This window comes from Limnobacter sp. (assembly GCF_964228395.1).
Lineage (GTDB): Bacteria > Pseudomonadota > Gammaproteobacteria > Burkholderiales > Burkholderiaceae_B > Limnobacter.
In genome coordinates this window covers 47,892-61,065 of record NZ_CAXQZX010000081.1, presented here as the reverse complement: position 1 = coordinate 61,065, position 13,174 = coordinate 47,892, and the positions used below count along the sequence as shown (strand labels likewise).

Annotated in this window: 15 protein-coding genes; 2 read left to right on the top strand and 13 right to left on the bottom strand. The window is 57.7% G+C overall.

Translation table 11 applies throughout. The features are described from left to right. The 5 genes from ACEQU8_RS06785 to ACEQU8_RS06765 form a co-directional block, all read right to left on the bottom strand. The coding region (locus tag ACEQU8_RS06785; RefSeq protein ID WP_370262467.1) for an SOS response-associated peptidase at positions 1-382 on the bottom strand (382 nt) is incomplete at its 3' end. Between the two features lie 5 nt (positions 383-387). After that, a complete protein-coding gene (locus ACEQU8_RS06780; protein WP_370262466.1) occupies positions 388-885 on the bottom strand; it encodes an acyl-CoA thioesterase in 498 nt (165 codons plus the stop codon). 7 nt (positions 886-892) lie between these two features. Next, the gene (locus tag ACEQU8_RS06775; RefSeq protein WP_370262464.1) at positions 893-1,081 is read right to left on the bottom strand and encodes a hypothetical protein; all 189 of its coding nucleotides are present in this window, start codon (positions 1,079-1,081) and stop codon (positions 893-895) included. Positions 1,082-1,089: 8 nt separating this feature from the next. Further along, positions 1,090-1,590 (bottom strand): hypothetical protein, encoded by a 501-nt coding sequence (locus ACEQU8_RS06770; RefSeq protein ID WP_370262462.1) that lies wholly within the window; start codon positions 1,588-1,590, stop codon positions 1,090-1,092. Continuing rightward, entirely contained in the window at positions 1,587-2,093 is a 507-nt protein-coding gene (locus ACEQU8_RS06765; RefSeq protein ID WP_370262461.1) for a hypothetical protein, read from the bottom strand. Before ACEQU8_RS06765 ends, ACEQU8_RS06770 begins: the two co-directional genes overlap by 4 nt. Positions 2,094-2,214: 121 nt before the next feature. Between ACEQU8_RS06765 and arfB the strand changes: the two genes are divergently transcribed. Beyond that, positions 2,215-2,625, top strand: a complete 411-nt coding sequence (gene arfB, locus ACEQU8_RS06760; protein ID WP_370262459.1) for an alternative ribosome rescue aminoacyl-tRNA hydrolase ArfB — start codon at positions 2,215-2,217, stop codon at positions 2,623-2,625. A 56-nt stretch (positions 2,626-2,681) separates the two neighbouring features. After that, complete coding sequence (locus ACEQU8_RS06755) at positions 2,682-3,089, top strand: NINE protein (RefSeq protein WP_370262458.1); 408 nt, start codon at positions 2,682-2,684, stop codon at positions 3,087-3,089. A gap of 30 nt (positions 3,090-3,119) precedes the next feature. On the opposite strand, the gene ACEQU8_RS06750 is transcribed toward ACEQU8_RS06755, so the two are convergent. The 8 genes from ACEQU8_RS06750 to ACEQU8_RS06715 all read right to left on the bottom strand — a co-directional run bounded on the left by ACEQU8_RS06750 (position 3,120) and on the right by ACEQU8_RS06715 (position 13,167). Further along, positions 3,120-3,620 (bottom strand): SRPBCC family protein, encoded by a 501-nt coding sequence (locus tag ACEQU8_RS06750; protein WP_370262456.1) that lies wholly within the window; start codon positions 3,618-3,620, stop codon positions 3,120-3,122. 30 nt (positions 3,621-3,650) lie between these two features. After that, positions 3,651-6,170 (bottom strand): hypothetical protein, encoded by a 2,520-nt coding sequence (locus tag ACEQU8_RS06745; protein ID WP_370262455.1) that lies wholly within the window; start codon positions 6,168-6,170, stop codon positions 3,651-3,653. Between the two features lie 50 nt (positions 6,171-6,220). Further along, positions 6,221-7,498, bottom strand: coding sequence for a type II toxin-antitoxin system HipA family toxin (locus tag ACEQU8_RS06740; RefSeq protein ID WP_370262453.1), 1,278 nt, complete (start codon positions 7,496-7,498; stop codon positions 6,221-6,223). After that, positions 7,479-7,811 (bottom strand): helix-turn-helix transcriptional regulator, encoded by a 333-nt coding sequence (locus ACEQU8_RS06735; RefSeq protein ID WP_370262452.1) that lies wholly within the window; start codon positions 7,809-7,811, stop codon positions 7,479-7,481. Before ACEQU8_RS06735 ends, ACEQU8_RS06740 begins: the two co-directional genes overlap by 20 nt. A gap of 67 nt (positions 7,812-7,878) precedes the next feature. Beyond that, positions 7,879-9,774, bottom strand: coding sequence for a radical SAM protein (locus ACEQU8_RS06730; RefSeq protein WP_370262451.1), 1,896 nt, complete (start codon positions 9,772-9,774; stop codon positions 7,879-7,881). 81 nt (positions 9,775-9,855) lie between these two features. Then, positions 9,856-10,581 carry a hypothetical protein gene (locus ACEQU8_RS06725; RefSeq protein ID WP_370262449.1) on the bottom strand — a complete coding sequence of 242 codons (726 nt, stop codon included), beginning with the start codon at positions 10,579-10,581 and terminating at the stop codon, positions 9,856-9,858. 26 nt (positions 10,582-10,607) lie between these two features. After that, positions 10,608-11,378, bottom strand: coding sequence for a hypothetical protein (locus ACEQU8_RS06720; protein WP_370262448.1), 771 nt, complete (start codon positions 11,376-11,378; stop codon positions 10,608-10,610). A gap of 4 nt (positions 11,379-11,382) precedes the next feature. After that, on the bottom strand, positions 11,383-13,167 hold the full coding sequence (locus ACEQU8_RS06715; protein ID WP_370262447.1) for a hypothetical protein: 1,785 nt from the start codon (positions 13,165-13,167) through the stop codon (positions 11,383-11,385). Positions 13,168-13,174 lie beyond the last annotated feature (7 nt).

The window sequence follows — 13,174 nt, the reverse complement described above, 5'->3', positions numbered from 1 at the left end:
GTTCGGGGTGAATGTAAAAGGGTTGTTTGCGAAGGCTGCTGCCTTCGGGCGGTGTTTGCCATTCGTAGTAGCCGCTGGCGGGGATGAGGCACCTAAACTTTTTGAACGCGGTGCGGAAAGACGGCTTCTCATGCACAGTTTCGCCACGCGCGTTGTTCAGTTTTGCGCTGATGGTTTTGTCTTTGGCCCAGCGTGGGATAAGCCCCCACAGGTGGTTAAGAATCACGCGCTCGCCTTCGCGATTGATGCGCACCACAGGCACTGGGGTGGTGGGGGCAATGTTGTAGCTGTTTTTAAACAGGCCCTCGTCTTCGGTGTAGCGCGCATCAAAATACGCCGTTAATCGCGACACCGGGCCTTCAAGCACATATCGGCCGCACATGGTGTTCAGCCCGCTTGCACGGCGCGGTAGCAGTCCACAAACTTCGGCGGCTGCCTTTTGGGTCGGCCGGTTTTCATGTCGATGCACACCCACTGCGTGTGCCCTTGCATCACTGTGGCCAGGTCGCTTTCACGCACAAATTGGTATTGGCGAACCATGTCAGCTTTGCCGTCGTTTTGGCTAATCCAGGTGCCCAGCCACAGGGTGTCGCCCTGGTAGGTGGGCTGTTTGTACAGCATGTGGTGTTGGCGTGCCACACACCCGTACCCCAGCGCCACATAGTCTTCAAAGGTTAGGCCCAGGTGCCTGGAATGCAGCGCGGCCACGGCTTGCATCCAGGCCAGGTAAATGGTGTTGTTGGTGTGGCCAAACTCATCCAGGTGGGCGGGCTGCACGGTGAGCTTTCCAACAAACTGGGGCAGGTGGTCCCATGGGGCGTGGGCTGTGGACTCAACGGGCACAGCCTCCAACTCGCTGGTTTGAAAAATGTGGGCGCTTGTCATGTTCTGTCTACTCAATTGGTGCGCTCCTCTGGATTTTTTTCAGCGTGACCCAATGACCACCACCGTCTTTGCGTGTGCTCAGCTCCGGGTAGGTTTGCACCATCTCCAGAAAGCCCGAGTGGCCATATTTTTTGGGTGTGGTGTTGTCGCAGTCCACCAGCACGGTCACGCGATTTTCTAGTCCATTGGGTTCCATGCTTGTGCTTATCCGCCGTAAAACTCAAACACTAACACGTGCATGCCTTCGGCATTGAGCAATTGGATACTCGCATCGCTTAGGCCAAGACTCAGGGCAAGTTGGTTCAGGTGTGTTCGTTCAAAGAGAGTTTCTTGGGGAATGGCCAAAAGAGCATTTTGCACTTGCTTGCTGTGAGCTTCGGGGAACAGAAGGTTGGGTAGGACACTTAACACTTTTTTCAGATGCGATGGGTTAATTTCTGGGCCTAGCAGAACCGTTATTTTTGCGCCATGGTGTACGCAAGCAAAAAGCTCAAGATAAAACCCACCGATCTTGTTCAGACTCCCACTGTAATCTTTCTTGCGCTTGATTTCTGTGAATCCACTGACATATTTTGAGGTTTTGAAACTGCGTAGATTCACACCGCTGTTTTCAAAGGTGCAGGGCAATGTGGGTTCAGCCAATGCGTGTGTGGTCAGAAACAGAACAGAAATTGCGACTGTTTTAATCCATCTTGTATTCATCATGATTTGTTTGGCTGAGGGATTTCCAAATGGTATGCGGGGTCCAGCGGGGGTGCGATATATTTTGATACCTTGCTGCTTGACTTAATTGCCTCCAAAAATCGGGGTCTTGAGCCGGGCTGGATACTGGAGGGTGCAATATCAACAACATTCAGCTTGTTAATATCTGCGATGTGGTTTGATACCTTGGATGGGTCAAGGGTGATGATTTTTGCCTGCATCTTAGAGATGATGAATTGCCGGGGGTGATTCTTCCCCTTGTACTTGAGATATTCATCAATCACCATATCGCCGTATTTGTTATATAGCAATTTCTGTTGATCTGGGCCAAAGCGTTCGATGTTTTCATACATGATTCTCGCTTGATCTGCTGGTGTGCGTGCAGTGCTGGTGATCAATATCGAGGGTACCTCAGCACTGCGCATAATCTCTAACAAAACAGCTTTCGTATATTCGGAAACATATTGAAGATCTTTTGAAACATTGAGAAACTGGATTGTCGCCATATAAAGCCATCAACGCGTGGATGAAGGCAACAAGCTAGCAAAAATACAAGTAGGGTGAGAATAGGCAAATCCGTTCAGTTTTTCCCGCCCACCTATTTATCAAAATTCACTTTACCGTCCCATGCATTACAAACCCCCCACACTGACCGAGGCCGATGTTGAGTTTTTTGCCATCCGCGCCCAGGGTGCGGGCGGGCAACATGTGAACAAGGTGTCTAGCGCGGTGCATTTGCGCTTTGATGTTCGGCAATCGGTGTTGCCCGAAGAAGTGCAAGCCAAATTGTTGGCGCTGAAAGACCGGCGTGTGAACAGCGACGGGGTGATTGTGATTAAGGCGCAAAACTCCCGCAGCCAGCATGCCAACCGGGCCGAGGCCTTGGCACGATTAAACCAATTGGTGGCCGAGGTGGCCAAGCCTGTGAGGGTGCGCAAGCCCACACGACCCACCTTGGGCTCGGTTAAGCGGCGCTTGGAAGGCAAGGCCCAGCGCTCGCAGGTGAAGGCCATGCGCGGCAAGGTGGGTGAGCTTTAGCCGCTGCTTGGCTGTGTTAAGGTGTAACCACCGTTATATTTTTAGTGAGTGTGCACATGAACCAGACCACCAACAGCCACAGCATTGTGATTGGCTACATTCTCTGGATTTTGGGATTCATGGGAGCGCACCGTTTTTATTACGGCCGACCCATCTCGGGCATCATCTGGTTTTTTACAGCGGGACTGTTTTTAATTGGCTGGATTGTCGATCTTTTTTTAATTCCGGGCATGGACAAAAGCGCAGACCGCCGCTTTTTAACCGGGCCAATCAACTACAACGTGGCTTGGGTGTTGCTCACGTTCTTGGGTATTTTTGGCGTGCACCGGTTTTACCAACGCAAATGGATCACGGGCTTGCTGTATTTGCTGACCGTGGGCCTGTTTGGCGTGGGCATTATTTACGACTGGTGCACGCTGAACGATCAAATTGACGAGTTGCATCGGGATGCGGCGTTGGCCTAAAACAGGGGCTAGGGCCCCTGCCTTGGGGGCTTATTTCACTGTCCCAAAATGCCGAACGGTGTCGCGTATAAAACCGTCAAACAACACTTTTTTGGCAGCGGGGCTGGCCAGCTTTAGGGGCAGGCCCAAACCTTTGCGGGGGGTCATGGCAAACTTCCACACAAAGATGCAGCCCTGTTCGTGCGGCGTTACTTCATAGAGCTCCGCAAATTGTTTGAATGCCGGGGAGTTGGCCTTTTCAACATAAAAGGCGTGGCGGCGTTGCTCTTCGTCCCATTCAAAAAATCGCTCTTTCAAGCGAATCAAACCCAAGCTGGCATTCATGTCGCGAGTGGTGCCCACGCCAAAGGGGCGTTTGCTGGTGTAGCGGCCATTCAAGGCGGTGCACCACAACAACGGCTTGTTGGCGGTTAGGCCTTCCCACACTTCGTCGGCGCTGGCGTCGAGGTGCATGGTGTATTCAAAGCGGATGGGGGCGGTGTTGAAATACGATTCGTCGTTGACCTTGTCGAGGTCGAACCAGATGGGCATGGTTTGTCTCCTGTGTTTTCATGATTGTAATCAATCACGAGGCGCCGCCCGCAGCAGGCCCTGCGGCACCTTCAAACCATTTTTTGCAACTGCGCGTGAAGCCGCTTCGGTGCGTTCCCAAAACTGCACATAACCCAGTGCTGAGCCATACAAATCGGCCAACAGTTCAGGTGGTGCTTCCAGTTGCAGTTCGGCAATGCTGTCGGCGGCCATGCCGTAGTGAGCGTTGCCGTCGATGTCCACGTGCCAGGTGCGGCCCTGGCCATTGGGCGCTTTGCTGCCGGGCTGGTCGAAGGCCAGTGGTTGGGCCTTGGCAAAGGCGGCTTGTTGATCAAAACCTTGGCCTTTGAACAGGGTGAAGGGGTAATTGATTTCTTTGCCGGGCTCAATGGTGGCTCGCGGTGCGGCTTGCGGCGACAGGCCGTTGGTGTCGCTGCCAAAACCCATCACAAAGGGGTGGGGGCTGCCGCTGTTGCGCCACGCGGCACGCAAAATTTTCCATAGTTTTATAAAGTCGGCGGTGTCGTTGTAGGTGGGGTACACCAAGCCACCCGTGGCAAAAATGCGTTTGGCTTGGGTGAGCGACAGGCCGCTGAAGCCGTGGCCCGATATGGTGGGGTAGTTGGGGCTTTGCGCGGCCGACAAGTCGAGCAACTGGTTTTTGAGCGTGTAGCCCAGGTGGTCGATTTCAAAATTGAAACCCAGTTCCATCACCTTGCCAAAGGTGTACAGGCCGATGGGGGTGAGGGTGCGGGCATTGCATTGGGGGCCAGCCGGGTAGCAGGCGGTGGTGCCGCCGGGGCGGCCACCACGCCCCGTGTATTGGCAGGCGGGTGGTGGCGGGCCAAGGTTGGTCATCTCGGCCCCAAGGGCAGGGAACACGGTGCCCACCTCGGGGTCGTCGATGCTGGGGCAGGTGTGGGTGGTCCAAAATTCGCCGGTGGGCAGGCCATTGGGTTCCAGCGCGGCCAGGGCGGGGGCTTGTGCGCCACTGCCTGCACCCATGCCCAGGTTTTTGGTGATGGTGTCCACGCCACCAGAGTTTTCTCGGGTGCCCAGGTTAAGCACCAGGCCTTCAAAAATGTCGCTGCCACCAAAGGCGTTGTCAAATTCGTGGATGGTAAACAGGTTGCTCACGCCCAAGGCCTTCAGCTCTTGCAGTTGCGTGAGGATTTCGTGCGGCGCGCCGGTTTCGGTCATGGCGCAACCGTAAAACTGGCCGGTGGGCCCGCCCGTGGTTTCTTCAAAGCCCTCTTGCCGGTTGGCTGGGTTGTAATGCACGGTGCAGTTCAGCAGGTTAGAAATTTCAACCCCCAGCAGCACGGCCAGCTTGCCTTGGGCAATCACCTCGCGCGCTTGCGCGGGTGTGGTCACAATGCGCCACCACCCCTGGCCGGGGCCACCGTATTGGGCGTCGATATAATCTTGCATGGCCCATGCCACATTAATTTGTTGGCGGGCGCTTTGCATTTCGTTGCAGTCGCGCGTGGGTTGCCCTGCCACATTGCGTTGAATTTCGCACAGGGTTTGGTTGTCCACGGCAAAGTTCACCGTGAGGCGAAGGCCGGCTTTCCAGGCGCGTTCAATCCATTTCCAGTAAGTGGCTTCGTGGGTGGTGGCTGTGCGCGAGGGCCAGTCGGTAAACAGCGGCCAGCCCTGGGTGCTGTGGCCATCCACATCGCCGGTGAACAGGCTGCCCACCACATCGCGCTGCCCTGTGGGGCCGTGGTCGCGGTCGCAGTCGTGCAGTGCATGCACCACGCCAAATTTGTGGAAAGGTGTGCCGGGTTTTGCGCCACCCAAAAATGTGGTGGAGGTGGCGTGCAGGTGGGTGTCTGCAAAACCCGCCAGGGCCGGGCCGGCAAAGGTGTCGCCTTCCACATTGCTTTGTGCTTCGGGGAATGTGGCACATGCCGTGCCACTGCTTGGGCGCAGGCGGAACGCACTGGGCTGGGTGCCCATGGTGAGTTGCCCTTGTGGGCCCACGCTTAAAAACTGGCCGTTGCTGTTGGCAAGCACCACTCGCTCGCCCCTCACCAAGGGGTCTTTAAAGCGTCGGTAGGCATCGATGGCTTGTGGCGTGGCAGGCTGCCCCGCCGCAGGCAGCGCGGGGTAGACGGTGCTGTCGCCTTCTACTTTAAGCGTCCACAACGCCAATGGGTCGGCATTGGCCAAGGGGGTGGTGCCCACGTTGTTGGTGCTGGTCAGCAGTTGTTCATCGGGCGTGTACAGCAGGTATTCGCCCAGGGCCGAAGGTTTAAAAAACAGGGGGCTGCCTTGCGAGGTGTTGTCGGCGGTGGCTTGCCAGCGACCATTGTTGTTGAGCACTGCTTTACCGCTTTGTGCATGCTCAAGCACCATGCATTGGTTGGCCGGCGCATAGCGGGTGTTGGCCAGGCGGCTTTGCTGCGCGTCTACCCGGCCTGTGCTGCCGCTGCTGTTGCTGCCCCCGCCACCGCCCAAACAGGCGGCCAAGGCGCCTGTGGCCAATGCAGCCAGCGTGGCCCATGTGAGGCGTTGATAAAAATGGGGTGAGGCTGGGCTTGGCATGGTGGCGGCATTTGTTTACAGGGTGTAAGTAATACCGCCAGTGCCAGCGTTTAGATTTTTTGGGTTAGCGCACGGCTGGTTTGAGTGAGTCTTTCTTTCATCATCTGTGCCATCGAGTGCTCTAGCAAGTGTTGTGTGGCTTCAAAACCCGCTTTCACTCTGTCCACAAAGCTGTGCAGGTGTTTTAGAGCGTGGGCGTTGCTTTCGAAGCCAAATTGCAGGGCATGTTGTAACAGGTTGTTTGCGGAAATTTGTGAACTGTTCAAACTGAGGCCCATGGCTAGGTGTGTTGGTGTGGTGTCGGGGTTTGGCACCACATCAAAGGCTGGGGCAAGGCGCCAGCGGTGGGCCTCTGGGTCGTAAATTGCGGCGTGGTTGCGCGGGTGGTCGTCGTCGTTGCCGCAAAGCGCATTGAATACCATTCGCTCAAACAACTCTATGCCATCTTCGGCGGGTGCGCCAATCAACCTCAATTGACCGGCCAAGCGCGGGTAGCTGGGCACTGCTGGAGGAATGGTGCCGCCCGGAAACTCCACCTGTAGCAAGCTGGCAGCGCTAATGCAAAGCGTTCTTCGGGATTTGTGGCGGTCGAATCGAAGCACCCGGACCGCAGCATGCCCATCCCCGGGTTCGTGATAAACCGTTTTTGCAAACCGCATGCCACATTCAAGCCCCCAACTTTGAGCAAAGTGCTCGAGCATGGGGATGTTGGCGGTGTCGTTGGCGACCAAGGGTTTGACTAGCCAGTACTGCCCATGATGGTCTTGTACAGTGGCTTTGGGGCGGGCTCCGCCCAGGCTGGGTGTTTGCTGCAGGCGCGCTCGCAGTGCTGGGTCCACTGCCGGTTTGCGTGCTGCCATGGCCTGCAATTCAATGACCACCGCTTGTAACTTGGGCAATTTTGGGGTGGCAAGTGCGGCGATGCTGGGCTTGGCGGTGCTACCTACGGCCAAAGCACCCCAGCGGTCTGCGTTGCTGGCGGCTTTGAGGTAAGCCAGCATCGGCGCGTTGGAGGGCAAGCCATGCAATTTGCGCAGCACCGCCTGGCCCCAGGCGTCGGGGCAAGCATCTCGCAGCACATCGTGCAGGCCTTGGTAGCGGTTGCAGGTGTACACATGCCCCGGCGCTTGTTGACGCGCCAGGTTGATTGGGTCGATGGCCCATGGGTGGCCCGCTGCCTCGTAGCTTGGAGCGTATTTGAAGCGCCCCGTTGCATTCTCCCTGTCTTTCCAATAGGCGCCCACGGTGAGCCAAGTGTCAGTGCTTGGCACTTGCATGTACACGTATAGCGGGCGGCGGCCCTCGGTGCTAGAAATAGCCAAGGTCATCCCCCGATTCTTGGCGACTTGGCCGTGTTCGTTGCTTGGAAGGTGCTTGCCATAACTCGGGTGGAAGAGCCGGTGTGGCGGTGGATTGCAGGCCCAAGGCAAATAGGGCGCTTAGGTAACTGCCCACTGCAACGGCGGGGTCGCCTTTTTCAATGCGGCTAAGGGTGGGCAGCGAAACCCCCACCCTCGACGCAAGTTGGGCAGTTGTGAGCCTTTGCAGCAGCCTGTGCGCCCGTACGGCCTGCCCCCAGGTCATGATCAGATCGTGTACCCCGGCCGGTACGGCCATGGCGGGCATGGATTTTTTTGGCATTGATATACCTCATAGATTTGTTTTTATAGCATATAAAACAATATCTATGATAGTCAAATGAGCTGCGTCAGCCCAAAGCCCTGGCTATAAAGTCCCTGGGTACGGTGGGCCGTGGCACTTTGTGTTCAAACCAACTGCGCACGTTCTGCTCCAGGCCGATGCCGTGCATGTAGTTGTACAGGGCCTTGTTGAGCGCCACGCCCAAGGTGTCGTGGTCCACGCCAGTGGGGTCGTAAAAGCCCACGTCGTTTTTGGCAAAATTGCCTGGTGGCATGGGCAGCAACTCCACGCCATACTCTTGCGGGTTTTTGCCCACCGGCGAATGCACGGTGCAGGCAAAGCGGTGGAAGTAACCGCTTTGTATGCAGCCAGCTTCAAACAGCTGGCGCACGTATTCAAGGGCGTCCACGGTGTCTTGCACGGTTTGGGTGGGAAAGCCATACATGAGGTAGGCATGCACCAGCACGCCAGCGTCGGCAAAACCTTTGGTGACGCGCGCCACTTGCTCCACCGACACGCCCTTTTTCATGAGTTGGAGCAAGCGGTCGGAGGCCACTTCCAGCCCGCCGCTGATGGCAATGCAGCCGCTTTGGGCCAGCAGTTGGCAAAGCTCTGGAGTGAAGGATTTTTCGAACCGGATATTGCCCCACCACGAAATGGACATGTTGCGCTCAATCAGTTCCATGGCCAGGGCCTTGAGCGCCTTGGGCGGGGCGGCTTCGTCCACAAAGTGAAAACCTGTTTGCCCGGTTTCGTTGACAATGGCTTCAATGCGGTCGACCAGCACTTTGGCGGTGGTGCCTTCGTAACGGGCAATGTAGTCCAGGCTGACATCGCAGAAGCTGCATTTTTTCCAGTAACAGCCGTGCGCCACGGTCAGCTTGTTCCAGCGCCCATCGCTCCACAGGCGGTGCATGGGGTTGAGCATGTCCAGCACGCTGAGGTAGTCGTTCAGGGGCAGGCCGTCCCAAGTGGGGGTGCCCACTTCGCCAAAGGGCACATCGGGCTCTTGCCAGTTGTTGTATTGCACCTGGCCCTTCGCGTTGCGCGTAAAGCAGCGCACCAAGCGCTGCACGCTGCGTTTGCCTTGCAGGTGTTCGATCAATGCCAGCAGGGGGCGCTCGCCAGCGTCCAGGGTAATGAAATCGACAAAATCAAAAATGCGGGGCTCGCCCAACTCGCGCAGCTCGGTGTTGGCGTAGCCGCCGCCCAAGCCAATACGCACCTCGGGGTGGTGGGCCTTGATGGTTTGGCCCATGCGCAGGGCTGCATACACTGCGCCCGGAAAGGGCACCGACAACAACACCAAATTGGGTTGGTGGGTTTGTATGGCTTGCAGGGTGAGGTCGGTGTAAATGTCGTCGACCAGCGTGTGTGGTTCTGCCAATGCGTTGGCAAGGGGGTCGAAGGTGGGCTGGCTGCCCGCCAGTTGCTCGGCGTAGCGCACAAATTCGAACCGGGGGTCGATGGCGTCTTTAACCACATCGGCCAGGTCGTTGAGGTACAGGGTGGCCAGGTGGCGGGCCCGGTCTTGCAGGCCAAGCGTGCCAAAGGCCCAGGCCAGCGGGTCGCCGCCTTCCTCGTCCACGTACACGGCCAGGGACTCAAAGCGCGGGCCCTCGGGCAGGTAGTTGCGGCTGTTGATGCGGTGGGCCAGGGTGGGGTCTTTGCCTTGCAAAAACCGCAAGGTGGGTTCAATGGTGGCTTGGTAGCGTTCAAACTGATCCATGAACAGCGCCACCCGCTCGGTGACCTCCTCGTGCTGTTCAATTTCATCGGCCATGGCATTGAGGCCCGCGCTGGAAAACAGGGTAAGCACCAGTTGCAGTGCAATGTCGGCCTGCACGGCGTGTACGCCATGCTGGCGCAAAAACCCGGTGAGGTAGGCGGTGCTGGGGTATGGCGTGTTGAGCTGCGTCATCGGCGGGATGAGCGACAGCACGCGAAAGGCGTTGGTTTGCATGGCGGGATTATCGGGCAGATTGGCGGTTTCTACCAGATGCGTTTCACGTGTTTGTACAGTTGAACACAACAGCGTGGTGCTTTAACTAAAGAATTTTTTGAATTCTTTGCTGGCTGTTTTTTTGGCTTTGATTTTTTGCAGGCGTTCGCCTTTGTCTTTGTCGCTGGCCCAAATGACCTCTGGGAAGAGCAGGGTGCGAAGCAAGCCGATGAGCATCCACAGGTAAGAGCCCGAGAACAAGAGGGCGCACAGCATGCTGACCCATTCAAAGGAATGGTGCACAAATTTAATGCCCCACCAGCTCATGACGTCGACCAGGCAGGCCACCAGCCCAATGGGGAACACCCACTGGTACAGGCGGATGTGGTTGAACTGCATGGAAAACGGGATGCCCACAATAAAGAATGCGGTGGTGAAGCCAAACAGGTGGGCGTGGGTCATCACGATGAGCTTGGCCGTGGACATGCTGGCAATGTACTGGGCCGAGTTGTCGAAAAACTGCATTTGGTAGGCAATTTGCGAAGCACCAAACGCAAAGGCCACACCAAACAGCACCACGGCCAGGGCCATGCCCCGTTTGGCGGCGGGCGGGAAGTTGCGCAGGTTGATGTCTACCGTGTGCTTTTCAAAGGGGATGAGCCACTTGGTGATGTAAAGCAGCAGCACGCCAAACAGCACCAGGGCCACGGGCCCGCCCACGCTGATCCACAGGGGCGCCTCGGGTGGCAGCACCACCACGGCCTCTGCGCTCACGGGGGCGTCGCTAAAAAAATTAAAGTCGTCTTGGGCGGGGGCTTGCTCTTGCATGATCGGTGGCCTGGGCGGTGGGGCGTTTAGGCGTTCTTAAGCCGCACATACACCAGGGTGCCCGCTTTTTTAACCGCTTGTGCAATGGCGGCTTGCAGGTCGCTGCCTTGGCCTGGGGGCAGTTTGTCCAAGGCCATGCCTTTGTAGCTGTTGTACAGGCTGGGGTCGCTGGCGGCCTTCACTTGCCGGGTGTTCAGCGGTGCCACTTGGGTGATGTTCAGTTGCCGGTCGGTGGTGAGCAGCAAGAAAAAGGGTTTGCCTTGGTACTCGGCCTGAAACACAATGCCCACGCCCACAGGCTTGCGGTCTTGCAGGGCCACGTACAGGGTGTTGTCGTCGGCTTTGCCCAGGGTGGCGCCCATGCCTTTGGCGCGTTCAATGTCTTGCGGTGTTAAAAATGCATCGCGTGGCAGGTATTCTTTTACGCCGGGGAAAGCACGCTGAATTTCTTTGGGAATGAGGCTGGCGATGTCCAGCCAATCGCCTTTGTTTTGCGGGGTGCTGGTTTTGCTGCCGGGGTTGGATTTTGCGGTGGCTTCGTCGCCGTTGCTGGCACCATCGCCATCGGCGTCTTTGCCGGCGATGGCCGTCAAGCTACCCGGTGTGGAGCCAGCGCTTTTGAATTGTTCACCAAAGGTGTTGAGCTTGGAGCCTCCGCCATCGGTGTGGCAGGCCATGCAGGCGGGTGTGTAGCCGTATTGCTGTTTGTAGTAGTTGGCGTACAGCGGTTGGGCCAGAGCGGTACCGCTGGCGAGCAGGCCGAGCAGGCCAAGCAAAATGGGTTGGGTGCGTGGCATGGTTTTAAAATCCAAACAGGCTGGGCACTTGCTTGCGCATGTCGTCCAGCAATTGCGGGTTGTGTTTTAGCGCTTCTTGCATCATCGCATATTGCTTGGAGTCTTGCGGGGGCATCACGATGTTGTCTTTGTCGGTGCCGACGTAGCGTTGCCAGTCCAGCGCATCACGAATTTCAACTTTCTCCCGGATTTGCGCCAGCACTTCGTCTTCGGTGGCTGCGCCCATGAAGTTCAGTTTTTTGGCAGGGTTGCCGCGGTGACAGCTAAAGCAATAGGTCTCAAACGGTTGCAGGGGCGAGTTGGCGCTAAGTTCCAGGGGCGGCACGCCGCTGAACAAGGGGGGCGACATGTCTTTGGTGTCGGTCCACACATAGCCCACGGGGTTGGCGGCCCCCAGCAGGGCTTGAACGGTTTTGGCGCGTTCAAAGGGGCGTGCGCCCAGCAGGTCGGTGGGCAGGCGGTCTACGGCGCCCATTAGCCTGGGCAGGCTGCCTTGGTGAGCCTGCAGCAGGGTGTCGATGTCGGCCTCGGTCAGCAGGCTGGCCAAGCCGTAAGCGCCATCAATGTGTTGAGCATTCAAAACACGTTTGGGGGCGCGGGGGGTGAGGGGGTCAAGCTCGCGCGGCAGCTTGGGCAATGCGTCAAAGGCTTCCAGGTCTTCGTTGTTTTTTGCACCATCGCCCAGTTCAATGCGCCCGCGGGTCAGTTGGTGCCACCAGCCTTTGAGGCCTTGTTGTTCCAGCACGGGGTTGCGGTTGGGGATGTCGCTTTCGGCCACAGGTATGGTGCGCTGCCCCAGGCTTTGGGTTTGCAGGGTGCGCAGTTGCTCCACCAGCGGGCCTTCTTCTTTAAAGTCGCCCGGCTTGGCTTTGTACTGCAAGGCCAGTTTGAGCATGGTGCGCCGGCAATCGCGGGCGCCATCGCCCAGGGTGGCGGGGTCGCCGCAACCATCCAGCCACAGGTGTTGGGTGCTGGCAAAAAAGTTGCCCACGTCGGTGAGTTCGTCAAAGCGCTCGGGTGCGGCCAGCGGGGCGGTGGTGTCCAGGCCCAGGTATTGGTGGGGGTCCAGCCCGGCGGCTGTGCGTTCGCGAAGCATGGCTTCCGCGGTGCCAGTGGCGGCGTTGGTTTCTTCCCAAGGGCGCTGCGAGAATATGGGTGCACCCCCTTGGTGGCAGGTGAGACAAATGGCGCGGCGGGCATACACCAGTTTGCGCGCGCCCGTTGCGGAATAATCTTGAACCAATTGGAATTCAAAGCGCCCGGCTGCTTCGTTGTAGCTAAGCACTTCAATTTCGTTGGCATTTTCTACAAAGCCCAAAAACAATTGGCCCCGCATGTTCACACCCAAATTGGCTGGGGTGTTGGGGGCCTGAAAGTCCGTGGCCAAGAGCACGCGCGGGCGGGTGTTGTCGCTTTGGCCTTTTAACAGGGAGCGCCCATGCGGCAGCATGACCAGCACGGGTGGCTGGCCTTCGGGGTGCAGTTGGGTGAGTGCTTCGACCAGTTTGGGGAAGGGGTAGGGCACGCCACCCTGTTGGGCGGCGAAGTGGTCAAACAGACTGCGGGTGCCCGCGGGGGGCAGGTCTTCGTCGCTAAGCACGGCGCGGCTTAGGGCCAGGCCTTCGGCTTGAGCCAGGCTGCCCTGGGCCTCTTTGGCCAGCGCAGTGACGCTGGCGCTGCTGTCTTCGCGCTGGCTGAGCCAGGTGCCAGCGGCAGCCACCGCCAGCACCAGGGCCACACCTTTGAACAACCTTGCTTTGCTACCCAACTTGCCTGCTTTGCCGACCATGGCCCGT